The sequence below is a fragment of the Ancylobacter dichloromethanicus genome (assembly GCF_018390645.1).
In the GTDB taxonomy this organism is placed as follows: Bacteria; Pseudomonadota; Alphaproteobacteria; order Rhizobiales; family Xanthobacteraceae; genus Ancylobacter; species Ancylobacter dichloromethanicus.
Genome location: NZ_JAHBGC010000038.1, coordinates 393,645 through 414,860 on the forward strand (window position 1 = coordinate 393,645; position 21,216 = coordinate 414,860).

Annotated in this window: 23 protein-coding genes and 2 pseudogenes; 15 read left to right on the forward strand and 10 right to left on the reverse strand. The window is 69.8% G+C overall.

Annotated elements, in window-relative coordinates:
- Positions 1-448 precede the first annotated feature (448 nt).
- Both KHC23_RS24500 and KHC23_RS18140 read right to left on the reverse strand, forming a co-directional pair.
- Positions 449-929: pseudogene (locus KHC23_RS24500) on the reverse strand (transposase); the annotation flags it as partial.
- A 214-nt stretch (positions 930-1,143) separates the two neighbouring features.
- Positions 1,144-1,773, reverse strand: coding sequence for a TetR/AcrR family transcriptional regulator (locus KHC23_RS18140; protein WP_213374340.1), 630 nt, complete (start codon positions 1,771-1,773; stop codon positions 1,144-1,146).
- 832 nt (positions 1,774-2,605) lie between these two features.
- Between KHC23_RS18140 and KHC23_RS18145 the strand changes: the two are divergent.
- The 3 genes and pseudogenes from KHC23_RS18145 to mutT all read left to right on the forward strand — a co-directional run.
- A pseudogene (locus tag KHC23_RS18145) lies at positions 2,606-3,310 on the forward strand (IS5 family transposase); the annotation flags it as partial.
- 719 nt (positions 3,311-4,029) lie between these two features.
- Positions 4,030-5,268 (forward strand): bifunctional glutamate N-acetyltransferase/amino-acid acetyltransferase ArgJ, encoded by a 1,239-nt coding sequence (gene argJ, locus KHC23_RS18150; protein ID WP_213374342.1) that lies wholly within the window; start codon positions 4,030-4,032, stop codon positions 5,266-5,268.
- Between the two features lie 19 nt (positions 5,269-5,287).
- Positions 5,288-5,698 carry an 8-oxo-dGTP diphosphatase MutT gene (gene mutT / locus KHC23_RS18155; RefSeq protein ID WP_213374344.1) on the forward strand — a complete coding sequence of 137 codons (411 nt, stop codon included), beginning with the start codon at positions 5,288-5,290 and terminating at the stop codon, positions 5,696-5,698.
- 31 nt (positions 5,699-5,729) lie between these two features.
- On the opposite strand, the gene KHC23_RS18160 is transcribed toward mutT, so the two are convergent.
- Entirely contained in the window at positions 5,730-6,629 is a 900-nt protein-coding gene (locus tag KHC23_RS18160; protein ID WP_213374346.1) for a methyltransferase domain-containing protein, read from the reverse strand.
- A 109-nt stretch (positions 6,630-6,738) separates the two neighbouring features.
- Between KHC23_RS18160 and KHC23_RS18165 the strand changes: the two genes are divergently transcribed.
- Genes KHC23_RS18165 through KHC23_RS18180 form a run of 4 tightly spaced genes read left to right on the forward strand, consistent with a single transcriptional unit; the run spans position 6,739 to position 9,312 of the window.
- Positions 6,739-7,557, forward strand: coding sequence for a ComF family protein (locus KHC23_RS18165; protein WP_213374348.1), 819 nt, complete (start codon positions 6,739-6,741; stop codon positions 7,555-7,557).
- Positions 7,558-7,604: 47 nt separating this feature from the next.
- Positions 7,605-7,862 carry a glutaredoxin 3 gene (gene grxC / locus KHC23_RS18170; protein ID WP_213374350.1) on the forward strand — a complete coding sequence of 86 codons (258 nt, stop codon included), beginning with the start codon at positions 7,605-7,607 and terminating at the stop codon, positions 7,860-7,862.
- Between the two features lie 14 nt (positions 7,863-7,876).
- Positions 7,877-8,791: a carbon-nitrogen hydrolase family protein gene (locus KHC23_RS18175; RefSeq protein WP_213374352.1), complete on the forward strand. Its 915-nt coding sequence runs from the start codon at positions 7,877-7,879 to the stop codon at positions 8,789-8,791.
- On the forward strand, positions 8,788-9,312 hold the full coding sequence (locus tag KHC23_RS18180) for a DUF1178 family protein (protein ID WP_213374354.1): 525 nt from the start codon (positions 8,788-8,790) through the stop codon (positions 9,310-9,312). Before KHC23_RS18175 ends, KHC23_RS18180 begins: the two co-directional genes overlap by 4 nt.
- 120 nt (positions 9,313-9,432) lie before the next feature.
- Here KHC23_RS18180 and KHC23_RS18185 read toward each other — a convergent pair whose 3' ends face one another.
- The 3 genes from KHC23_RS18185 to KHC23_RS18195 are packed head-to-tail and all read right to left on the reverse strand — an operon-like array spanning position 9,433 to position 10,946.
- Complete coding sequence (locus tag KHC23_RS18185; RefSeq protein WP_213374356.1) at positions 9,433-10,035, reverse strand: DsbE family thiol:disulfide interchange protein; 603 nt, start codon at positions 10,033-10,035, stop codon at positions 9,433-9,435.
- Positions 10,032-10,202 (reverse strand): heme exporter protein CcmD, encoded by a 171-nt coding sequence (ccmD, locus tag KHC23_RS18190; RefSeq protein ID WP_213374358.1) that lies wholly within the window; start codon positions 10,200-10,202, stop codon positions 10,032-10,034. Before ccmD ends, KHC23_RS18185 begins: the two co-directional genes overlap by 4 nt.
- A gap of 9 nt (positions 10,203-10,211) precedes the next feature.
- Positions 10,212-10,946 carry a heme ABC transporter permease gene (locus KHC23_RS18195; protein WP_213374360.1) on the reverse strand — a complete coding sequence of 245 codons (735 nt, stop codon included), beginning with the start codon at positions 10,944-10,946 and terminating at the stop codon, positions 10,212-10,214.
- A 135-nt stretch (positions 10,947-11,081) separates the two neighbouring features.
- Between KHC23_RS18195 and KHC23_RS18200 the strand changes: the two genes are divergently transcribed.
- The gene (locus KHC23_RS18200; protein WP_213374362.1) at positions 11,082-11,492 is read left to right on the forward strand and encodes a DUF930 domain-containing protein; all 411 of its coding nucleotides are present in this window, start codon (positions 11,082-11,084) and stop codon (positions 11,490-11,492) included.
- A 7-nt stretch (positions 11,493-11,499) separates the two neighbouring features.
- On the opposite strand, the gene KHC23_RS18205 is transcribed toward KHC23_RS18200, so the two are convergent.
- Positions 11,500-13,017: a pyruvate kinase gene (locus tag KHC23_RS18205; RefSeq protein WP_213374364.1), complete on the reverse strand. Its 1,518-nt coding sequence runs from the start codon at positions 13,015-13,017 to the stop codon at positions 11,500-11,502.
- A gap of 275 nt (positions 13,018-13,292) precedes the next feature.
- Between KHC23_RS18205 and ffh the strand changes: the two genes are divergently transcribed.
- From ffh to rplS, 5 genes are all read left to right on the forward strand, one after another.
- Entirely contained in the window at positions 13,293-14,846 is a 1,554-nt protein-coding gene (ffh, locus tag KHC23_RS18210; RefSeq protein WP_213374366.1) for a signal recognition particle protein, read from the forward strand.
- Between the two features lie 98 nt (positions 14,847-14,944).
- On the forward strand, positions 14,945-15,319 hold the full coding sequence (gene rpsP, locus KHC23_RS18215) for a 30S ribosomal protein S16 (RefSeq protein ID WP_213374368.1): 375 nt from the start codon (positions 14,945-14,947) through the stop codon (positions 15,317-15,319).
- Between the two features lie 157 nt (positions 15,320-15,476).
- Entirely contained in the window at positions 15,477-16,031 is a 555-nt protein-coding gene (gene rimM, locus KHC23_RS18220; protein WP_213374370.1) for a ribosome maturation factor RimM, read from the forward strand.
- A gap of 114 nt (positions 16,032-16,145) precedes the next feature.
- Positions 16,146-16,865 carry a tRNA (guanosine(37)-N1)-methyltransferase TrmD gene (gene trmD, locus KHC23_RS18225; protein WP_213374538.1) on the forward strand — a complete coding sequence of 240 codons (720 nt, stop codon included), beginning with the start codon at positions 16,146-16,148 and terminating at the stop codon, positions 16,863-16,865.
- Positions 16,866-16,976: 111 nt separating this feature from the next.
- Entirely contained in the window at positions 16,977-17,396 is a 420-nt protein-coding gene (gene rplS, locus KHC23_RS18230; RefSeq protein WP_213374372.1) for a 50S ribosomal protein L19, read from the forward strand.
- 97 nt (positions 17,397-17,493) lie between these two features.
- Here the strand turns inward: rplS and KHC23_RS18235 are convergent, their stop codons facing one another.
- Positions 17,494-18,249, reverse strand: a complete 756-nt coding sequence (locus KHC23_RS18235) for a M15 family metallopeptidase (RefSeq protein WP_213374374.1) — start codon at positions 18,247-18,249, stop codon at positions 17,494-17,496.
- 128 nt (positions 18,250-18,377) lie between these two features.
- Positions 18,378-18,626, reverse strand: a complete 249-nt coding sequence (locus tag KHC23_RS18240; RefSeq protein WP_213374376.1) for a hypothetical protein — start codon at positions 18,624-18,626, stop codon at positions 18,378-18,380.
- Positions 18,627-18,876: 250 nt separating this feature from the next.
- On the opposite strand from KHC23_RS18240, the gene KHC23_RS18245 reads away from it, so the two are divergent.
- Together KHC23_RS18245 and leuC are read left to right on the forward strand one after the other, a co-directional pair.
- Positions 18,877-19,068: a hypothetical protein gene (locus KHC23_RS18245; protein WP_213374378.1), complete on the forward strand. Its 192-nt coding sequence runs from the start codon at positions 18,877-18,879 to the stop codon at positions 19,066-19,068.
- A gap of 86 nt (positions 19,069-19,154) precedes the next feature.
- Positions 19,155-20,576 carry a 3-isopropylmalate dehydratase large subunit gene (leuC, locus tag KHC23_RS18250; RefSeq protein WP_213374380.1) on the forward strand — a complete coding sequence of 474 codons (1,422 nt, stop codon included), beginning with the start codon at positions 19,155-19,157 and terminating at the stop codon, positions 20,574-20,576.
- A gap of 56 nt (positions 20,577-20,632) precedes the next feature.
- Here leuC and KHC23_RS18255 read toward each other — a convergent pair whose 3' ends face one another.
- Entirely contained in the window at positions 20,633-21,121 is a 489-nt protein-coding gene (locus KHC23_RS18255) for a hypothetical protein (protein ID WP_246544720.1), read from the reverse strand.
- Between the last annotated feature and the right edge of the window lie 95 nt (positions 21,122-21,216).

Genomic DNA, 21,216 nt, shown 5'->3' on the forward strand with positions numbered 1-21,216 from the left:
ATGAATCGGGGAAGCTCCGGGCCCTCCCGCCGCGCCGCCGCGCGGCGGCCCTCACCGCCTGCGGCTTCTGGCTGATCGCTCCTCGCCGGCCCCGGGAGCATGAAACGATCGACAGGGTCCCGGATCGAGAGGTCCGGGCCCCTGTCACGTCTCGGCGTGGTCATCCGTCGGTGTGCGGCGGCCTCCTCCGGCAGCCGCGGCACGGGATCGGCGAGGGGTTCGGGAAGATGCTGGCGCGCCCCGGTTTCGGAAAGGGGCGGGCGGCTCTCAAGCCGTCGAGGTCGCCGGGCGCGGGCCGAGTTTCAGCCTGCGCTTTCCGCTGGTGACCGATGTGCATGAGGTTGTGGTGTCGTCCATCGCGTCGGCGTGGCGCCTCTCTCCTTCAGCCGTTCGCGAGCGTGCATTTCGCCGCACCCGACCCCATGCATGCGGCTGGACCGCGTCCGTTTTAATCCGTTTCATATCCAGCAGCGCAGTCGTTTGCGCATTCGGCTGGCGTGAAGGCGTCGAGGCGCGCACCGATGGCGTCCCATAAGACACCTATGGTGCGTTCAGCTCCGGCCCGCAGCAGCGCCTTGAGCTTGGCGCAGGCATTCTCGACCGGCTTGAAGTCCGGGCTGTAGGGCGGCAGCTACAGGAGCCTACCGCCGAGCTGCTCGACGGGATCGCACACGCCCACCGCCTTGTGGGCCGGCCGGTTGTCGATGGCGACGATGTCACCGGGCTGGAGCGTGGGGGCCCGCACCCGCTCGACGCCCGCACCTGCTCGACGTAAGCCGGAACACGGCCCCGTTCATGGCGCCGTCGTAGACGAAGCATGCGGTCATATCCGTGAAGCGGGGCGCGCCGGTGAAGGTCGCGGTGCCCCAATGCCCGGCGGCGTTTGCCGCGGCGGATGATGAGCGGTCGCGGTGCAGGAGGTGGCCGCGACCGGGCTGCCCGACACGGTAACCATTCGCCTATGCGGGGTGAAGGTAGGGCGCTGCTGCGGGCGTGGCCCGCCTTGCATTCGCCCGGCTCACGCGGGCCGGAACGCCCCGGGTTCGCTCACCGCGCTGGCGCGCGGCGTTTCGACGGGGCCGCGCGTCAGATATCGCCAGGCGGATGGCGCCGGATCGTACCGGTGAGCTCTTGCCGGTGCGTTCAGCTCCGGAGGCTGCCGCGCGCGATTGTCCGCGCCGCCGCGGGGAGGGCGGGATCGTCGTCGTCGAGGCGCCGCGTGAGAAGGCGTGCCCAGACATAGCCGCTGACCAGGTCGAGAGTGGTGGCGAGGTCGAAATCCGACGCCAGTTCGCCGCGCCGCGCGGCGCGGTCGAACGGTTCGGCGAGGGGGTAGGTGCGCTCGGCCAGGAAGGCGCGCAGAGCCTGCAAGGCCGCCGGGTCGTGCTGGGCTTCAACCAATATGGCGGTGAATGCCTGCCCGGCGGGTGTCGCCCCCCAGAAACGGAACAGCCGGCGCAGCAGGGCCACGAGATCGCCTTCCAGCGAGCCGGTATCCGTGCCCGACAGATCGAGCCGCTGGCGAGCGTAGATTTCCAGCAACAGGGCGGGCTTGCCGCTCCACCAGCGATAGATGGTCGGCTTGCCGGCACCGGCGCGGCGCGCGACCTGCTCGATGGTGAAACCGGCATAACCGGCCTCCATGAGAACGGCTTCTGCGGCATCCAGAATGGCTTCCGCCGCCGCCTTGCTGCGGCGCGGGCCGGCCGAGCTACGCCGCCCGAGCCCGGTGGAGAGCGGTGCTGGCTTTTGCCGTGGAACGCCGTTAACCATGCCCGTTAACCAAATTCGCTCTCATCGAGAGCGCGCCTGTCCACCGTCATCATAGCCGAGAAAATAACGATACGGAACGGAACGTTTGTATGAACGGAACGTTTCGTTTCGATAACAAATGTCGGAATCTAATGAGACTTTTGCCGGCTCGCTGTTGTCGGCAGGGAAGCCCGCGTCCACCCGGTGGGTGTATCCTCCAGCGGCAGCCGGTGCGAATCAGCCAACATGGAAAGGGTGCTCCATGCCGGGACTCGGGCGCAAGCGTTAACACTCTCCATCGGTCCGTTAACGCGTCCCGACGGCCGATCGCGGCCGGACGCGTTCGCGACGACTGGAAGGCCCGACGCGGCGCGACAACAAGGCGCGCCGTGCCCGCCATTCGTCCCGAGGCCGGCGAGGCGCGGTTCTCGGCGCCAGCCCCGGGGCTGGCGGGTGGTCGCATTGTCGAGGAAGGCGACGGGTTCGCCCCCGTGGCGGGCATTCGGACGACAGCCTGGCGCCCCAAACGGGACCGCGGCAATCGGCGGGCAAATGCCGCGTGCCGACTGTCTTTCGTTGCCGGGGAGGGGCAGGGCGACAGTCGAACGGCCGAAAAGGGAGAAATCATCGGCAGAAGGGCAGCAGTGCCGTGGCGGCCAGAGGGCGCCGGCAATTCCATGGCGGCTGGCGAGCCGAAAGGTTCCCCGGCCTTGCGCCGGCCCTGTCGACCCTCGGCAGTAGTCCATAAACTGCGGACAGCCTAGGTGTTCGGTCCCGGCATTTGATGGATTGGATTGAGCGTAAATCAGTCTTTGGCGAGGTGGCTCAACCTCGCCCGACAGGGGCGAGAGTGATGCGCCGCCGCGAATTGACCGACGAGGAATGGGTGATCATCGCCCCATTGTTACCGAACAAGCCGCGCGGATGGATGGCCGCGAGGTGATCAACGGCATTCTCTGGCGGTTCCGCACCGGCCGCCGTGGCCGGACGTGCCGCAGCGCTAGGGTCCGCGCCGACCCTCCACAATCGTTTCGTGCGCTGGCGGGCGACCGACCGGGGTCTGGGACAGGTTGCTGGAAGCGGTCTCCGCCACCTTGACGGCGAGAGCGTGATGATCGACGCATTCTGTGTTCGTGCCCCCACATGCTGCCGCCATCAAAAAGGGGCCAGGATGGCACCGACGATCAGCGCATGGGACGCTTCGGGGTGGCACCAAGATCCGCGCTCTGGTCGACGCCGAAGGCCGGCCGATCCACCCGCTGCCCACTGACGGGCAGGCGGGCGATGCGCCGGTGGAGCGCGGACGGCCGACCCGGTTCGCGCCGGGCGGCGTCCTGCTCGCCGACAAGGCCCATGACAGTGCCGCCATCCGCAGCGAGACGGCGGCGCGCGGCGTATTTGCCAATGTGCCGCCGCGCACGATCCGGAACGTCACTTCGCCTTCAGCCCGTGGCTCTACCGCCAAAGGCACCGCGTCGAACGCTTCTTCAACAGGATCAAGCAGATGCGGGGCCTCGCCAGCCGCCGCCACCGACGCCGGGATGACTCCCTCGCAGCCTCAAACTCGCGCCTTCCGCATCTGGATCGACGCATCATAAGTCCGCTGCCTGGGCAGGTCGTGTCCCCCGAGGTGGACATCGCCGCGCCGGGCACGCCTGCACCTGCCGGGCCCGGTGAGATCCGCCCTTGCCCCGCCATCGGGCTTCGTTCGCCCACGCTTACGGGTCCGCGCCTCCGCCTTAACGGCCGCGCAGATGGTGCCGAGGTAAGGTCGGGGCGGCGGCCGGCCTCGGTAGAATGGCATTGGTGCCGAAAAATAAGATGCCGGCTCATAATTTTGCATACAGTCAAAAACGACGACTTATTAATATCTTGCGCGATGAAACGGTCCGGCATTTCCCGCGTCGCCGAAAATTCGAGCCGATAAAGAATGCCGGCTACATATTTGAACCATCCTGACCGCGCTGCACGCAATTCCCCGGAGACTCGCAAGTCGCCGCCGCCGGGGTCCCGGGCCGCCGCGATGTTGGCCCCTGCCCGCCGCCGGCGCGGGCTGCGCGAGGGGAGCGGCGGCGTTGATGGCGTTGCGCGAAAGCCGAAGCCGTGGACACGCGCGCCGTGGGCGGGCGCACGCCGCCGCGGCCGGTCAAGGCGGGGGGCGGTGCCTGGTGTCGCGACCGGTCGCACGACAGGGCCCGGCATTTGCCGCCTCGTCTTGCGGATGTTGCCCATCTCGGGCACACCCGTCGGGCCCTTTCCCGCGCAGAGTCCCCGACGATGGCCCACGCTTCTCCCGTCTCTCCGCTTGCCCCCGCCACCACGCCCGAGCCCGGCCCGGTCGCCGGTGTGCGCTTCGCCACCGCCGAGGCGGGCATCCGCTACAAGGGCCGCACCGATGTGCTGCTGCTCGCGCTCGACGCCGGCACCACGGTGGCCGGCGTGTTCACCCGCTCGAAATGCCCATCGGCGCCGGTCGAGTGGTGCCGCGCCAACCTGCCCAACGGCACGGCGCGGGCGCTGGTGGTGAATTCCGGCAATGCCAATGCCTTCACCGGCGGCAAGGGGCGCGACTCGACGGCCATCACCGCGAAGATCGCCGCCAGGGCGCTCGGCTGCCGGGAGGACGAAATCTACCTCGCCTCGACCGGCGTTATCGGCGAGCCGCTGGACGCGACGAAGTTCGAGGGCGTGCTGGAAGAGACCGCGACGCGGCTCGCGCCGCTGCCCTGGATCGAGCCGGCCCGGGCGATCATGACCACCGATACCTTCCCCAAGCTGGCGACGGCGAAAGTGAAGATCGAGGGCGTCGAGGTGACCATCGCCGGCATCGCCAAGGGCGCCGGCATGATCGCGCCGGACATGGCGACGATGCTGTCCTTCGTGTTCACCGACGCCGCCATCGCGGCGCCGGCGCTGCAGGCGCTGCTGTCCAAGGGCGTGGTGGACAGCTTCAACGCCGTGACCATTGACGGCGATACCTCGACCTCCGACACGCTGATGCTGTTCGCCACCGGCGCCTCCGGTGCCCCGCTCGTCAGCGATGCCAGGGACCCGCGCCTGGCGCGCTTCCGCCGGGCGCTCACCGGCGTGCTGGCGGACCTCGCCGAGCAGGTGGCGCGCGACGGGGAGGGCGCGCGCAAGCTGGTGCGCATCCATGTCACCGGCGCGGTGTCCAAGAGGTCGGCCCGGCGCATCGCCCTGTCGATCGCCAATTCGCCGCTGGTGAAGACGGCGGTGGCGGGGGAGGACGCCAATTGGGGCCGGGTCGTCATGGCGGTGGGCAAGGCCGGCGAGCCGGCCGAGCGCGACCGGCTGTCGATCTCCTTCGGGCCGATCCGGGTGGCCCATGAAGGCGCGCGCGACCCCGCCTATGACGAGGCGGAAACCTCCGCCTACATGAAGAACGACGTGATCGACATCACCGTCGATATCGGGCTGGGGCGCGGCAAGGACCGGGTGATGACCTGCGACCTCACCAAGGAATATGTCGCCATCAATGGCGATTACCGCTCCTGAACGGCGAAGGGCGAACGCCATGAAACTCGTCCTTGTCGCCGCCGCCGCCCTTGTCGATGCGGATGGCCGCGTGCTGCTGACCGAACGGCCGGCGGGCAAGCAGCTGGCGGGGCTGTGGGAGTTTCCCGGCGGCAAGGTCGAGCCCGGTGAGCGGCCGGAAGAGTGCCTGATCCGCGAACTTGCCGAGGAACTCGGCATCGCGGTGCAGGAGCCGTGCCTCGCCCCGCTCTCCTTCGCCTCGCATACCTATGAGGCGTTCCAGCTGCTGATGCCGTTGTGGATCTGCCGGCGCTGGGAGGGACAGGCGCAGGGCCGCGAGGGCCAACGGCTCGCCTGGGTGAAGCCCGGCGCGCTGCGCGACTACCCGATGCCGCCGGCCGACGAGCCGCTGATCCCGGTGCTGCTGGACCTGCTTGGGCCGGGGCGATAGCGCACGACATCTCCGGCCGTTCCCAGCGAAGTCAGCCGTCGCGCTTCAGCCTGCCCTCCGGCACGTTCAGCGCGTCCGCCAGCCGGGTCTTGGCCGAGCCGGGGCGCAGCGGCTTCTGCTGGCTCTCATGCGGCGCCCAGCCGGATACCCACACGATCTCGAAGGTGGCGCGCAGGCGCCCGTCGGCGTCGGCGAAGCGCTCGGCATAGACCTCGAACAGCCGTATCAGCGTCTTCTTCAGCAGCGGCGCGCGGCGCCGGTCGGTAAGCGGGTTGGTCGCGCCCATGCGGCGCAGATCGTGCAGCAGCGCCAGCGGGTCGCCATAGCGCACCACCACCCGGTCGACATCGGTGACCGGAAGCGCGAGGCCGGCGCGTTGCAACAGCCCGCCAAGGTCGCGCAGGTCGACGAAGGGCGCCACACGCGGCGAGATGCCGCCCAGCGTGTCGCTCTCGGCGATGGCGAAGGCCTCGCGCAATTCGCCGAGCGTGCCGCCGCCGAGAAAGCCGGCCAGCAGCAGCCCGTCGGGCCTGAGCGCGCGGCGGATCTGCGCCAGCACGCCGGGCAGGTCGTTCACGCTCTGCAAGGCGAGGGCGGAGATCACGAGATCGAGCGAGGCCGGCGCGAAGGGCAGGATTTCCGGGTCGGTGACGATGTCGGTATCGTCCCGCTCCGCCGGGCCGAAGGCGATGTAGTCATCGATCATGCCGGTGCCGGCAAGCGCATCGCGCAGCGCGCGCGTCGGGGTGCCGAGATCGGCCACCGTGCCGAAATGGCGCTTCACCGCGCCGAGGCGGTCGACGAGGTCTTCCGCCACGCGCTCCAGCAGGAAGGTCTCCGGCCCAAGCGCCCGGGCGCGGGCACGGCGGCGCGCCAGTGCCAGCGGATCGAAGACGGCGAGCGGCGAGCCGGAGGTCGGCGAAGCTGACATGGGGATGCTCCTCGGGCGAGAGCCATAGGGCGGCGGCGGCGTCAGGTCAAAGGTGGTTGCTCCCCGCGCCGGCGCGGCGGACCGCCTCGCCCCATGCTAGGCTGGTGGCATGGACCCGTCTGTCGATCCCGCCCGCGAAACCGATCCGCCGCGGCCCGCTGCCGCGGCGCGGGGGCGCGCCTTCGGGCGGTGGATGCTGCGCGCGCTGGCCGATGTCGCCCTGCCGCCGGTCTGCATGGCCTGCCGGGCGGCGGTGGACGCGCCGGGCTGCCTGTGCGGGAGCTGCTGGAGCCGCCTTTGCTTCATCGCTCCGCCTTTCTGCGACCGGCTGGGCACGCCGCTGCCCTATGTACCCGGCGAGGCGCGGCCGGTCTCGGCGGCCGCGCTCGACGCGCCGCCGGCCTATGGCCGGGCGCGGGCGGTGGCCCTGTTCGGCGATGTGGCGCGGGACCTGATCCACGGGCTGAAATATGCCGATCGGCTCGACCTTGCCCCACCCATGGCGGCGATGATGGCGCGGGCCGGGGCCGACATCCTCGCCGATGCCGAGGCGCTGGTGCCGGTGCCGCTGCACCGGCTGCGGCTGTGGCGGCGGCGCTTCAACCAGTCGGCGACGCTGGCCCGCGTCGTCGGGCGGCGCACGGGCGTGCCGGTCCGGGCGTTGTGGCTGGAGCGCCGTCGGGCGACCGTGCCGCAGGTGGGGCTCGACCGGGCGGCGCGGGCGCGCAACGTGCAGGGCGCCTTCGCGGTGCCGGAGATGGCGAAGGGCGAGCTGCGCGGCCGCCGCGTCGTGCTGGTGGACGACGTCCTCACCACCGGTGCGACCATCGACGCCTGCGTCAAGGCTTTGCTGCGCGCCGGCGCGGGACAGGTGGACGTGCTGGTGTTCGCGCGGGTTGCTGCGGGGGACGAGGCACCCATATCATGAGGGACCGGAAGCCGAGTGCGTCGGCAGCCGAAGGCAAGGACGGTTCGATGGCGAAGATCGAGATTTACACCACCTATACCTGCCCTTATTGCCATGCCGCCAAATCACTGCTTGCGCGCAAGGGGGCCGGCTTCTCCGAGGTCAACGTGACCGGGGACCCGGTGGCGCGCTCTTCGATGTCGAGCCGGGCCAACGGGCGCACCAGTGTACCGCAGATATTCATCGACGGGCGTCATGTCGGTGGCTGCGACGACCTTTACGCGCTGGAGGAGGCGGGCGAGCTGGACGCGCTTCTGGCGAGTTGAACGAGACCGAACGCATGACCGCTGCTTCCGACACCCACACCCCTGGCGCCCCGCCGCTCGGAACCCCGTTCCGCGCCGCGCTGGTGCAGATGCGCACCGCCAAGAGCGTCGCCGCCAATGTCAAGGCGGCCTCCGCGATGATCCGCGAGGCGGCGGCGGAGGGGGCCAGCTACATCCAGACGCCGGAGATGACCGGCACGATGGAGGAGAATCGCGAGGCGCTGTTCAAGGTGCTGCACGCGGAGGAGGACGATCCGGCGCTTGCCGCGTTCCGTGCGCTCGCCGCCGAACTGAAGGTGCATCTGCATATCGGTTCGCTGGCGGTGCGGGCGAGCGAGCACCGGGCGGCCAACCGCTCCTTTCTGCTCGCCCCCGACGGGTCGATCGCCGCCCGCTACGACAAGATTCATATGTTCGACGTCGACCTGCCCAATGGCGACGTCTACCGCGAATCCGCCGCCTATCGGCCGGGCGAGCTGGCCGTCGTGGCCGACCTGCCGCAGATCCGGCTCGGCTTCACCATCTGCTACGACCTGCGCTTTCCCGCGCTGTTCCGCGCGCTGGCCGAGGCCGGGGCGGGAATGATCGCGGCGCCGGCCGCCTTCACCCAGTCGACCGGCGAAGCGCACTGGCATGTGCTGCAGCGCGCCCGCGCCATCGAGACCGGCTGCTACGTGCTGGCGGCGGCGCAGGGCGGCACCCATGAGAACGGGCGCAAGACCTTCGGCCACAGCCTGATCATCGACCCGTGGGGCACCATTCTTGCCGAGGGCGGCACCGAGCCCGGCATCATCGCCGCCGAGATCGACCCGGCCAAGGTGGCGGCGGTGCGCGGGCGCATTCCGTCGCTGTCCAACGGGCGGCGCTTCGAGATCGTGGCGCCGGCCGACCAGGGACGGCTGCATCTCGTGTCCGGTGGCGCCGAATGATCCTCTACCGCCTGTGCTGCGCCGGGGAGCACGAGTTCGAGAGCTGGTTCCGCGATTCCGCCGCCTATGACGACCAGCGGGCGCGCGGCCTCGTGACCTGCCCGGTCTGCGGCTCGCCGGAGGTGGAAAAGGCGCTGATGGCGCCGGCGCTGGGCCGCGCGGCGCGCAGATCCGCCGCTGAGCCCGCCACCGGGGCGGCTTCCCCCGAGCCTTCCGGTACGTCCGAAACCACCGAAGCGCCCGTGGCGGCTCCGCCGGTGCCGGCGATGGCGCAGCCGGTGGCGCTGGTGTCGGAGCCGGAGCAGCAGTTGCGCGCCATGCTGCGCGCGGTGCGGGCGCATGTGGTGGCCAATTCGGTCGATGTCGGCGACGAATTCGCAACGCTCGCCCGCCGCATGCATGAGGGTGACGAAGAGAAGCGCGCGATTCGCGGCGCGGCGACGCCCGACGAGGTGCGGGCGCTGATCGAGGACGAGATCGAGGTGCTGCCGCTTCCCGTGCTGCCGGACGAGCGGAACTGAGGGGGCGGCGGCTTCCCGGCCCGGCGGGGCCGAAGGCGAAGCGTCGCCGAAGCCAATCACTGATCCCGGATCGGCGCCGCACCTCGTGCAATTTGTCCGGGAGGCCGGGCCTTGCCGGCTTCAGTCCGCCTTCCGCGCCTTTTCGATTTCCGGCAGCAGGCGCGTCTTCAGCCCCTGCGCGTCGATCGGGCCGATGAACTTGTAGGCGATGCGCCCGTCCTTGCCGATGACGAAGGTCTCCGGCACTCCATAGACGCCCCAGTCGATGGCGGTGCGCCCATTGGCGTCGACGCCGACCGCCGCATAGGGATTGCCGAAGCGGCCGAGGAAGCGGCGGGCATTGCCGGCGTCGTCCTTGTAATTGAGGCCGACCAGGCGGAAGCCGGGCATCTTCGAGAGTTCGACGAGATAGGGATGCTCGTCCCGGCAGGGCACGCACCAGGAGGCGAACACGTTGAGCACCGTCACCTCGCCCGCGAGCGCGGCGGACGAAAGGCCCGGCACCGGCTGGCCCTCATGCGTCAGGCCTTCCAGCGCCGGCAGGTCGAGCGCGGGGGCCTCCCGGCCGATCAGCGCCGAGGGCACGCGGGAGGGGTCGCCGGAAAACAGCCGGCCGTAGAACAGCGCGGCCAGCGCCAGGAAGGCGACGAGCGGCAGCAGCACGAGCAGCCGGCGGCGGCCGGCAGGGGCGGCGGGGGTGTCGATGGGGCGGGGCTCGCTCATGTGTCGGCACGCCCGGCCGAGCGGCGGCGCACGCCGCGCGCCTCAAGCTCCTCGAGCTGGCGGCGTACCAGGCGGCCGTCGACGATGATCCACAGCGCCAGCGCGCCGAGCACCAGCGCGCTCACGCCGTAGCAGGCGAGGATGAAGAAGCCGTGCTCGCCGAGCATCAGGACGCCTCACGCATAGGCCGCCTCGGCGGCGGCGCGCGCTTCCAGCACGCGCAGGCGTCGACGGTGGATTTCGGTGCGCATCGCCGCCATGTGCAGCGCCAGCATGAGCAGGGTGAAGCCCAGCGCGCAGATCATCAGCGGCCAGAGCAGGCTGGGATGGATGGTCGGCCCGTCCATGCGGAACACCGAGGCGGGCTGGTGCAGCGTGTTCCACCAGTCGACCGAGAACTTGACGATCGGCACGTTGACGAAGCCGACCAGCGACAGCACCGCCGCCGCGCGGCCCGCCTGGTTGGGGTCCTCGATCGCCGAGCGCAGCGCCAGCAGGCCGAGATAGAGCAGCAGCAGCACCAGCATGGAGGTCAGCCGCGCGTCCCAGACCCAGTAGGTGCCCCACATCGGCCGGCCCCAGAGCGAGCCGGTGAACAGGCACAGAAAGGCGAACACCGCGCCGATCGGCGCCATCGCCTTGTGCGCCACATCCGCCAGCGGGTGGCGCCAGACCAGGATGCCCAGCGCCGAGACCGCCAGCATGGAATAGCCGAACATGGCCAGCCACGCGAAGGGCACGTGGATGTACATGATCTTCACCGTCTCGCCCTGCTGGTAGTCGGCGGGCGCGCGGAAGGCGAGGAAGAAGCCGAGCGCCAGCGTCGCCAGCGCAAGGCCGGTCAGCCATGGCAGCACGCGCCCGGAAAGGGCGAGGAAGCGGGTCGGGTTGGCAAGGTCCATCAACGCCATGGGGCGGTTCTAATCTGCCGCGCGGGGCCCGGCAACATGCCGGCCCTGCGTCGAAACGCGGATGTGAAGCCACAGGATGGCCAAAACTACGGTATTGAACGGGCGCATCACCGACCGAAGAGGATTCGAGCGCTTATGCCGCACATCTCCACCGCACCCGCCCTCCTTCTCCTCGCGCTGGTCGCCATGCCCGCCGCCGGCATGTCCGGGGCGCAGGCAAGCTCGACGCGGGACCAGATGATGCGACTGGAGCCTTCCGAGCGGATCGAACAGGTGTGCAACACGCGCGCCATGGGCGAGGTCCAGCGCGCCCGCAAGGGCATGCGTCCCGACGAACTCGTCGCCTATGCCTATCGCGACCCGGTGGTGAAGGGCTGGAAGATCAAGGCGCCGGGCGCGGCGGTGCGCAGCGGCAGCACCTGGTACCACATCGCCTATGAGTGCGAGACCACTCATGACGGGCTGGACGTGAAGAGATTCCGCTACACGCTCGGCGCGGCGATCCCGACTTCGGAATGGTCCGGGCACTATCTCGTCGCGCCGTAGAGGCGCGTCACCACGAATGCAGGGCGCGCAGCGTCGGCGTCTTCTTGTCGAGATGGTCGGACATGCGCCCGAGCAGCCGGTCGAGAAGCTCCACCGCCTCCACCACCGCCGGCCCCTTGTTGAGCATGACGCATTCGGCGCGGGCGGCCATGGCGGCGTCGGTCATCTCGCCGCGCGAGGGGATGCCGTCGCGCACCAGGTCCTCCAGCACCTGCGTCGCCCAGATCGCCGGCACGGCGGCGGCCTCGCAGATCCACAGCAGTTCTTCCTGCATCTCGGCGAGCCGCTCGAAACCGATCTCGGCGGCGAGGTCGCCGCGCGCGATCATCACGCTGAAAAGGCCGTGCCGCGCGGCACGGGCGATCAGGTCGGGCAGGTTCTTCACCGCCTCCGGCCGCTCGATCTTGGCCATCAGGCCGAGCGGGCGCTCGCGGCCGGCGCCGTGGCGGGCGATGGCGGCGTCGAGCAGGTCGAGGTCCTCGGGCCGGCTGACGAAGGAATAGCCGATGAGGTCGGCGCATTCGATCACGGTAGCGAGGTCGGCATCGTCCTTGGCGGTGAGCGGGGAGAGGCCGAGCGCGGTGTCGGGCAGGTTGATGCCCTTTTCCGGCTTCAGCTTGGTGCCGCCGGGGCGGGTGTGGAGGATGCGCAGGATCGCCTCGCCCTCGCGCACGCTCTCGACCACGGCCTCGACCTTGCCATCGTCATAGCGGACGCGGTGGCCGAGCGCGAGGCGGGTGACGATTTCCGGCAGCGAGACGGCGGCACTGAACAGCGCCGCCTCGTCGACGCGGGGCTCGCCATGGGCGACAAGGCGCAGCGTGTCGCCGGGCAGCAGCCGGCCGGAGGGCTTGTCCTTGCGCATCGGCAGCACGGCGCCGGTGCGGATCTTCGGCCCGGCAATATCCATCAGCACGGCGATGGGACGGCCGACCGCCGCGCCGGCCCTCCGCACATGGTCGGTCATCGCCTTCCAGGCCTCGGGCGTGTCATGGGCGCAGTTGATGCGGGCGACGTCCATGCCGGCCTTGGCCAGCGCCAGAATCAGCCCCGGATTCTCCGCCGCCTCGCCCGGCAGGGTGACCATGATGCGGGTGTAGCGGTCCTGTGGTTCCGGGCCGAGGCTCGCCAGCGCCGCCGCGTCGAGCCGGGCTTCGCCGGCGAAGAAGGCGGTTTCCTCCGGCAGCGGGAAGGGGGCGGGGCGGCCGGCGAGCGCGGCGAGCGCCGCCAGCACCGCGTCGAGGGTGGACAGCACGCGGCCCTCCAGCCGGCCCAGCGACGACAGGCCGCGCCGCATCAACTGGCGCTGCAGCGGGCGCAGTTCGTGCCGGCGCAGGGCGAGATAGTGCGCGAGATTGTCCAGCGCGGCGTCCTCGCGGCCGGCCTCGCGCCGGAACCGTTCCGCCAGCGGGGCGGCTTCCTCGACCACGGCGGCGCGCAGGGAGAGCAGCGTCTCGAACAGGGCGTTGTCGTCATTGGCCGCATCCTCGCCGGCGGCAGACATTGGCGCGGTGTCGATGTTCATTGCCGGAGTTTCCTCGCCGGGGTTTCCTCGCAAAGCCGCGGCAGGCTAGAATGGCGCTGTTACGAGGCTGTGACCTCCGTAGTCTCCCTCAAAAGGGCGTCAAAACTTGACTTACCCGCGGGCGGCGCTTACTAGCCCGGCATCCTCGCAGAACCCGCGAGCCGATCCGCCGCCCGGTCCCTGAGGCCGGAGGTCAACGCCCGACAGCGCGCTGCGCCCTCGGGCGCCGTTCGGCGTTGCGTTGTGAACCGCGGGAAATGGAGCTGAGCGAACGCATGTTCGATTCACTGACGGACCGCCTCGGCGGCATACTCGACCGGCTGAAACGACGCGGCGCCCTCACCGAGGCCGACGTGAACGAGGCCATGCGCGAGGTGCGCCGGGCGCTGATCGAGGCCGATGTCGCGCTCGACGTGGTGCGCTCCTTCACCGACAAGGTGCGCACCCGCGCGGTCGGTGCCGAGGTGATCAAGTCGGTGACCCCCGGCCAGATGGTGGTGAAGATCGTCAATGACGAACTCGTCGCCATGCTCGGCTCCGACGCCAAGCCGATCGACCTGGAAGCCGCCCCGCCGGTGCCGGTGCTGATGGTCGGCCTGCAGGGCTCGGGCAAGACCACCTCCACCGCCAAGATCGCCAAGCGCCTGACCGAACGGGGCAACCGCAAGGTGCTGATGGCCTCGCTCGACACCCGCCGCCCGGCGGCGATGGAGCAGCTGGCCATGCTCGGCACGCAGGTCGGCGTCGCCACCCTGCCGATCGTTCCCGGGCAATCCGCTGTCCAGATCGCGCGGCGCGCGATGGAAGCCGCCCGCCTCGGCGGCTACGACGTGGTGATGCTCGACACCGCCGGCCGCGTCACCCTCGACGAGGCGCTGATGGCCGAGGTGGCCGAGGTGAAGGCGGCGACCAAGCCGCACGAGGTGCTGCTCGTCGCCGACAGCCTCACCGGCCAGGACGCGGTCAACACCGCCAAGGCGTTCGACGCGCGCGTCGGGCTCACCGGCATCGTGCTGACCCGCGCCGATGGCGACGGGCGCGGCGGTGCCGCCCTCTCCATGCGCGCCGTCACCGGCAAGCCGATCAAGCTGCTGGGCACCGGCGAGAAAATGGACGCGCTGGAGGATTTCGATCCCCGCCGCGTCGCCGGGCGCATTCTCGGCATGGGCGACGTGGTGTCGCTGGTCGAGAAGGCGGTCGAGAACATCGACGCCGAGAAGGCGATGGCCGCCGCCGAGCGCATGCGCAAGGGGCAGTTCGACCTCAACGATCTGCGCATGCAGCTCGACCAGATGGAGAAGCTCGGCGGCCTCGGCGGGCTGATGGGCATGATGCCCGGCGTCGGCAAGATGAAGAACCAGCTCGCCGCCTCCGGCATGAATGACGGGGTGCTCAAGCGCCAGAAGGCGATCATCGATTCGATGACCAAGAAGGAGCGGCGCAACCCCAAGCTGCTCGACGGCTCGCGCCGCAAGCGCATCGCCGCCGGCTCCGGCACCAAGGTCGAGGAGGTCAACCGGCTGATGAAGATGCATCGCCAGATGGCCGACATGATGAAGGCCATGGGTGCGCCCGGCGCCAAGCGCGGCCCGATGGCCGGCCTCGCCAACATGTTCGGCCTCGGTGGGGGCGGCATGGGCGGCGGCATGCCGAGCCCCGACCAGCTCAAGCAGATGGCCGAGAAGATGCCCGGCGGGCTTGGTGGCGGCGGCGGCCTGCCGGCGAAATTTCCCGGCAACATGCCCGGCCTTCCCGGCGGCCTGCCGGGGCTGGGAACCAAGCCGGGTGGCCTTCCGGGCCTGCCGGGCTTCCCGCCGAAGAAGAAATGACGGCCCGATAACATTTCACGCCGTCATCCCCGGGCCCGGCCCGGAATGACGGAAGCAACCAGACGACACGAACCGAACTACCTGAAAGGAAGACCCGAATGTCCCTCAAGATCCGTCTCGCCCGTGGCGGCGCCAAGAAGCGTCCCTATTACCGCATCGTCGTCGCCGATTCGCGCTCGCCGCGCGATGGCCGCTTCATCGAGAAGATCGGCACCTTCGACCCGCTGAAGCCCAAGGACGCCGAAGACCGCTTCACCCTCGACGTCGAGAAGGCCAAGGCCTGGCTCGCCAAGGGCGCGCAGCCGACCGACCGCGTCGCCCGCTTCCTCGACAGCCTCGAACTGGTCAAGCGCGCCGCGCGCAACAACCCGAACAAGGCCCTTCCCGGCAAGAAGGCGCAGGAGCGTGCCGCCGAGGCCGCCAAGGCCGCCGAAGCTGCCGCTGCCGCCGCCGCAGCCCCCTCGGCCGAGTGAGTTTGGCGGGGCGACCTTGCGTCGCCCTGCTTGAGCCTCCTTCGAGGCCGCTTCGCGGCACCTCAGGATGACGCGGTTCTCGTGTCGGGAACGACGTCATCCTGAGGTGCGAGCGTGAGCGAGCCTCGAAGAATGGTCCTTTCAGAGCACACTTTCGATGCCCCATGACCGCATCCTCCTTGCCCGTATCGGCGCCCCGCACGGCGTGCGCGGCGAGGTGCGGCTGTTCGTCTTCGCCGACGACCCGGCCTCGCTCATGGACTACGCGCCACTGACCGACGAGGCGGGCGCGCGCATTTTCCGCATCGGCTCGATGCGGCCGGGCAAGGAGCATTTCGTCGCCCGGCTGGAGGGCGTCGACACCCGCGAGGCCGCCGAGGCGCTGACCAATGCGGGTATCTACATCGCCCGCGACCTGCTGCCGGAGCCGGACGAGGAAGACGATTTCTACCATGCCGACCTAATCGGGCTCGCCGCCGTCACCACCGACGGCGCGCCGTTCGGCAAGGTCGTCGCCGTGCATGATTTCGGCGCCGGCGATATCCTTGAGATCGCTCAGGAAGGCGGCGGCAAGGGCGGCGGCAGGACGCTGATGCTGCCCTTCACCAAGGCGGTGGTGCCGGGCGTCGACCTCAAGGCCGGCCGCCTCACCGTCGATCCCGGCGAATGGGTGCGCGAGGAAGCCCCGCCGCCGGACGCCGATCAGGGGTAAGAGACCCAACCGGCAGCCCGCGCCGCCCGAGCACGCCCGGCATAAGACGGAACAGGCCGTCATCCCGGATCGGCCTTGCGGCCATCCGGGATGACGATGAACGGAACCCCTGCCATGTGGCGCGCCTCGATTGTCACCATCTTCCCCGAGATGTTTCCCGGCCCACTCGGCCTGTCGCTGGCCGGGCGGGCGCTCGGGCAGGGCGGCTGGGGCCTTGAGACCGTGGACCCGCGCGAGCAGGCCACCGACCGCCACCGCTCGGTCGACGACACGCCGGCCGGGGGCGGGCCGGGCATGGTGATGCGGGTCGACGTGCTGGCTCGCGCGGTGGATGCCGCCGCGCCGCCGGGCGACACCCGCCCGCGCCTGCTGATGACGCCGCGCGGCGCGCCGCTGACGCAGAAGCGGGTGCGCGAACTCAGCGCCGGCGAGGGGGTGGTGATCGTGTGCGGGCGCTTCGAGGGGGTCGACGACCGGCTCGTGGCCGCGCGCGGGCTGGAGGAAGTATCGGTCGGCGACGTGGTGCTGTCCGGTGGCGAGATCGGCGCGCTGGTGCTGCTCGACGCCTGCGTGCGGCTGCTGCCGGGTGTGATGGGGCACCCCGAATCCGGCACCGAGGAGAGCTTTTCCGGCGGCCTGCTGGAATACCCGCAATATACCCGCCCGCAGAATTTCGAGGGGCTGGAGATCCCGGCGGTGCTGACCGGCGGCGACCATGCGAAGGTCGCGCGCTGGCGGCGGGAACAGGCCGAGGCCGCCACCCGGGCGCGCCGGCCCGACCTCTGGGCGGCCTTTCGGGCCGCGCATGACGGTCCTGCGACGAAGGGGGAATGACAAACCCTGCGGTTTCGCGTATAGGGCGCGCCGTCACTACCAACTGACAACAGCAAGATGCGGGCGGCCGGGTCTGACGTATCACGGCCGATCCCGCCTGAGGTGATAGAAATGGTCGATATTATCCGCGAGCTCGACATCGAGCAGGCCGCCCGGCTCTCCGAAGCGCGCGCCATCCCCGACTTCCAGCCGGGCGATACCGTCATCGTCAATGTGAGGGTGAAGGAAGGCGAGCGCACCCGCGTTCAGGCCTATGAGGGCGTGGTGATCGCCCGCAATGGCGGTGGCATCAACGAGAGCTTCACCGTCCGCAAGATTTCCTACGGCGAGGGCGTCGAGCGCGTGTTCCCGCTCTACTCGCCGAACATCGACAGCCTGAAGGTTGTCCGTCGCGGCAAGGTGCGCCGCGCCAAGCTCTATTACCTGCGCGACCGTCGCGGCAAATCGGCCCGTATCGCCGAGCGCCAGGACAAGAACGCCGGCAACCGCAAGAAGAAGGGCGCTGCCGCCCCGGTCGCCGCCGCCGAGTGAGTTCGGCCGCGTGAAAGTGGCGCCGGCATGAGCCGGGCCTTCGATGACGTTCAGGGCGGCTTCGGCCGCCCTTTTCATTTGACGCCGCGCCGGGCGCTCAGGGGCCGGCCGTCACCGGGAAATCGAAATAGGTGTCGGGGAAGGGCTCGCCCGCCAGCGTGTAGTGCCACCATTCTTCCGGGTAGGGCTTGAAGCCGTGGCGCTCCATCACCGCCTTCAGCTTCGCGCGGTTGGCGGTGGCCTCGGCGGCGAGGCCCGCGGCGCCGTGATGGGCCCTCGCATCGAAGCAATCATAGCCGGTGCCGAAATCGAGCGTGGCGTCGTCGCGGCGCTGGCCGGCGGGCAGGGCGCAGTCGGCCAGCGGGTCGCCGGGCGTCCAGGGCACTGCCGGCGGCCGGCCGAGCGTGACGATGGCGAGGTCGACCGTACTGCCGCGGCTGTGGCCCGACTTCTCGGCAATATAGCCGCGCGCGAACAGCTCGTTCTTGGGCACGCGGGGATAGAACTCCGCCTTCATCGTCTCGTCCGACAGGTCTCTGGCCCAGGCGACGAAATCGGCGACGGCCGGTGCCGGGCGGTAGCAATCATAGACCTTGAGCCCCATCCCCTCGGCGGCGAGGTCGCGGGCGGCCGCGGCCAGGGCCTCGGCGGCCTGACGGGTCAGGATACAGGCCGGCGCGGCATAGGCGGCGATGGGGCGCCCGACGAAATTGTGGCTGCGGGCATAGCGGATATCGCGCTCGATCGCCGGCGCCACGGTTTCAAGCCGGACGAAACCTTCCGGCAGGTCGGCGGAACGGGCGGGGAGAGGCACGGCCGCGACGGCGAATGTCAGCAGGGCAATTCTGAGCATGGCGGAACCTTGAGCGGCGGGGACGGCCGGCGATGTGCCATCGGCCACCCGGCCTGTCCAGCGGGGTCTCGCCGGCGGGACCCTGCCGGCGGGCGGCGACGCGCGGGTGGGCGCGGAGTGGCCGCCGGTCAGCAATCCTTGATGTGGAGGACGCGGGTATTGGTCTGCTGCTCGACCAGGATGGTGCCGTCGCCGAGCATGGCGGCCTGCATCACGGTGGCGAAGTCCGGCTTGCGCAACGGGCAGGTGATCAGCTGGCGGCGCGGGGCGGGCTCGGCCCGCGCGACCTGCGGCGTCATCTCGACGCGGTTGCTCGCTTCCGCAGCGGCGAAGAGGCCGAGAGTGGCGGCGATCAGGGCGATGTCGGACAGGCGCATCGTTCTCTCCATTCGCTGCCACAGCTTAGCGCGGTGATTTACGTTGCGCCATATGCGATTCAAGGTGCGTCTGATCTGTGTGGCCGAAATGTGTGGCCGGCTTTTACTTTAAAATACATTATTACAGTGCTTCCGACGGCCGGCCGTTCTTCCGTCACGCGCTCGTGCGACGGCGCGAGGCGGCCGGATGCCGTGACCGATTGTTTGCGCGGCGAAGACTTGCTAGAACAGCTCTTGCTAGAAGGGTTCCATGATGGCGGAAGGCATTGCGATGGCGGCTTCCTGTGGCGCGACGGTCTCGTCGGCGCCCGGTGCCGCGCGTCCGGAGGCCCGCCGTCGCCTGCCGACGACGATCGGCTTCGCCGCCGTGCCGGACCATGTCCGCATGCCGGCGCGCTTCTTCGGGCGCTTCACCGCCTGCGCGGTCGCCGGGCTTAGCTGAGCGCCCCCGGAGCGAGCCTCTGGCTCGACGCTCCCGGCCGCGCTGCTGCCCCGCCCTGCCTTTTCCCTTTTCCGTGAGACGCCCAGATGAGCACGTCCGCTCCCCGTACCCTGTACGACAAGATTTTCGACGACCACGTCATCGACCGCCAGGAGGACGGCACCTGCCTCCTCTATATCGACCGGCATCTGGTGCATGAGGTGACCAGCCCGCAGGCCTTCGAGGGCCTGCGCGTGGCCGGCCGCCGGGTGCATTCGCCGTCGAGGACGCTGGCCGTGGTCGACCATAACGTGCCGACCACCGACCGCCGCTTCGGCATCGACGATCCCGAGAGCCGTCTCCAGGTGGAGACGCTGGCCGAGAATGCCCGCGAGTTCGGCGTCGAGTATTTCAACGAACTCGACAAGCGCCAGGGCATCGTCCACGTCATCGGCCCCGAGCAGGGCTTCACCCTGCCGGGCACCACCATCGTGTGCGGCGACAGCCACACCTCGACCCATGGCGCCTTCGGCGCGCTCGCCCATGGCATCGGCACCTCGGAGGTGGAGCATGTGCTCGCCACCCAGACGCTGATCCAGAAGAAGAGCAAGAACATGCGGGTGTCGGTCGACGGCAGGCTGCCGGACGGTGTGACCGCCAAGGATGTGACGCTCGCCATCATCGGCGCCACCGGCACCGCCGGCGGCACCGGCTATGTCATCGAATATGCCGGCGAGGTATTCCGCAACCTCAGCATGGAAGGCCGCATGACGGTCTGCAACATGTCGATCGAGGGCGGGGCGCGGGCCGGCATGGTGGCTCCCGACGAGACCACCTATGCCTATGTGAAGGACCGTCCGCGCGCGCCCAAGGGCGCCGCCTGGGACGCCGCGCTGCGCTACTGGGACACGCTGCGCACCGATGAGGGGGCCTTCTTCGACAAGGAAGTCCGTCTCGACGGCGCCTCGCTGCCGCCCATCGTCTCCTGGGGCACCAGCCCGGAGGACGTGATCTCGGTGGAAGGTCTGGTGCCCGATCCGGACCTGATCGACGACCCGGACAAGCGCGAGGCGAAGAAGCGCGCGCTGGCCTATATGGGTCTCGTCGCCGGCACCCGGATCACCGACATCGCCGTCGACAAGGTGTTCATCGGCTCCTGCACCAATGCCCGCATCGAGGATCTGCGCGCGGCGGCGAAGATCGTCACCGGCCACACCATCCGCGAGGGCGTCTCCGGCATGATCGTGCCGGGCTCGGGCCTGGTGAAGCTGCAGGCCGAGGCCGAAGGGCTCGACGCCATCTTCAAGGCGGCCGGGTTTGACTGGCGCGAGCCGGGCTGCTCCATGTGCCTCGCCATGAACGCCGACAAGCTCGGCCCGGAGGAGCGCTGCGCCTCCACCTCGAACCGCAATTTCGAGGGACGGCAGGGCTTCAAGGGCCGCACCCATCTCGTCTCCCCCGCCATGGCGGCGGCGGCGGCGATCGCCGGGCGCTTCGTCGACGTGCGCCGGTGGCCCGGCGCCGTGTAGGGTCTGTCCCCCGGCCGGGCGTCACGCCCGGCCGGGGTGGCCTGCACCGGGGCGGCTCAACCGCAATTGGTTTCGCGGACATAGCGGTAATGGTGCGGCCTGCCGACCTTCACGAGATAGGTGCCGCAATAGGGGCCATCGTCGAGATAGGACGAATAGGGCCCGAAGGCATAATCGTCGAAGAACGGAAAGAAGACGAAGTCACGATGGTCGTGATGGCCATGGTGGGCAAAGTGGAAGGGAGCGCCGTGCGGAAAATAGCCGCCGTGGAATCCTCCAGGGAAGCCGCCGCCGTGGAATCCGCCGGGGAAGCCTCCCCCGTGGAAGCCCCCGCCGTGGAAGCCTCCCCCGTGCGGAATGTAGCCGCCGCCGTGGAAGCCGCCCCCGCCAAACCCGCCACCATGGAAGCCCCCACCGCCGTGGAAGCCGCCGCCGCCGAACCCGCCGCCATGTGCGGCGGCAAGGCCGACGCTCGCCGTGAGCAAGGTGAGTGCAACAAGGCCGGTCTTGACCGCGCCGGCCGCGCGGGACGTGATCGTGGTCATCATCGTCGTCCTTTTCTAGGACGTCGCCCGATGGACATGTGGGGAGCGGCGCGCCCGGTGGCCCCGGATCTGACCCAGCGTCATGTGCAGAAAGC

What these genes read in the sequence shown, in the direction of transcription:
- KHC23_RS18140 (WP_213374340.1), bottom strand. Translation starts at nt 1,773, where the DNA reads ATGGTTAACGGCGTTCCACGGCAAAAGCCAGCACCGCTCTCCACCGGG.
- argJ (WP_213374342.1), top strand. Translation starts at nt 4,030, where the DNA reads ATGGCCCACGCTTCTCCCGTCTCTCCGCTTGCCCCCGCCACCACGCCC.
- mutT (WP_213374344.1), top strand. Translation starts at nt 5,288, where the DNA reads ATGAAACTCGTCCTTGTCGCCGCCGCCGCCCTTGTCGATGCGGATGGC.
- KHC23_RS18160 (WP_213374346.1), bottom strand. Translation starts at nt 6,629, where the DNA reads ATGTCAGCTTCGCCGACCTCCGGCTCGCCGCTCGCCGTCTTCGATCCG.
- KHC23_RS18165 (WP_213374348.1), top strand. Translation starts at nt 6,739, where the DNA reads ATGGACCCGTCTGTCGATCCCGCCCGCGAAACCGATCCGCCGCGGCCC.
- grxC (WP_213374350.1), top strand. Translation starts at nt 7,605, where the DNA reads ATGGCGAAGATCGAGATTTACACCACCTATACCTGCCCTTATTGCCAT.
- KHC23_RS18175 (WP_213374352.1), top strand. Translation starts at nt 7,877, where the DNA reads ATGACCGCTGCTTCCGACACCCACACCCCTGGCGCCCCGCCGCTCGGA.
- KHC23_RS18180 (WP_213374354.1), top strand. Translation starts at nt 8,788, where the DNA reads ATGATCCTCTACCGCCTGTGCTGCGCCGGGGAGCACGAGTTCGAGAGC.
- KHC23_RS18185 (WP_213374356.1), bottom strand. Translation starts at nt 10,035, where the DNA reads ATGAGCGAGCCCCGCCCCATCGACACCCCCGCCGCCCCTGCCGGCCGC.
- ccmD (WP_213374358.1), bottom strand. Translation starts at nt 10,202, where the DNA reads ATGCTCGGCGAGCACGGCTTCTTCATCCTCGCCTGCTACGGCGTGAGC.
- KHC23_RS18195 (WP_213374360.1), bottom strand. Translation starts at nt 10,946, where the DNA reads ATGGCGTTGATGGACCTTGCCAACCCGACCCGCTTCCTCGCCCTTTCC.
- KHC23_RS18200 (WP_213374362.1), top strand. Translation starts at nt 11,082, where the DNA reads ATGCCGCACATCTCCACCGCACCCGCCCTCCTTCTCCTCGCGCTGGTC.
- KHC23_RS18205 (WP_213374364.1), bottom strand. Translation starts at nt 13,017, where the DNA reads ATGAACATCGACACCGCGCCAATGTCTGCCGCCGGCGAGGATGCGGCC.
- ffh (WP_213374366.1), top strand. Translation starts at nt 13,293, where the DNA reads ATGTTCGATTCACTGACGGACCGCCTCGGCGGCATACTCGACCGGCTG.
- rpsP (WP_213374368.1), top strand. Translation starts at nt 14,945, where the DNA reads ATGTCCCTCAAGATCCGTCTCGCCCGTGGCGGCGCCAAGAAGCGTCCC.
- rimM (WP_213374370.1), top strand. Translation starts at nt 15,477, where the DNA reads ATGCCCCATGACCGCATCCTCCTTGCCCGTATCGGCGCCCCGCACGGC.
- trmD (WP_213374538.1), top strand. Translation starts at nt 16,146, where the DNA reads ATGTGGCGCGCCTCGATTGTCACCATCTTCCCCGAGATGTTTCCCGGC.
- rplS (WP_213374372.1), top strand. Translation starts at nt 16,977, where the DNA reads ATGGTCGATATTATCCGCGAGCTCGACATCGAGCAGGCCGCCCGGCTC.
- KHC23_RS18235 (WP_213374374.1), bottom strand. Translation starts at nt 18,249, where the DNA reads ATGCTCAGAATTGCCCTGCTGACATTCGCCGTCGCGGCCGTGCCTCTC.
- KHC23_RS18240 (WP_213374376.1), bottom strand. Translation starts at nt 18,626, where the DNA reads ATGCGCCTGTCCGACATCGCCCTGATCGCCGCCACTCTCGGCCTCTTC.
- KHC23_RS18245 (WP_213374378.1), top strand. Translation starts at nt 18,877, where the DNA reads ATGATGGCGGAAGGCATTGCGATGGCGGCTTCCTGTGGCGCGACGGTC.
- leuC (WP_213374380.1), top strand. Translation starts at nt 19,155, where the DNA reads ATGAGCACGTCCGCTCCCCGTACCCTGTACGACAAGATTTTCGACGAC.
- KHC23_RS18255 (WP_246544720.1), bottom strand. Translation starts at nt 21,121, where the DNA reads ATGACCACGATCACGTCCCGCGCGGCCGGCGCGGTCAAGACCGGCCTT.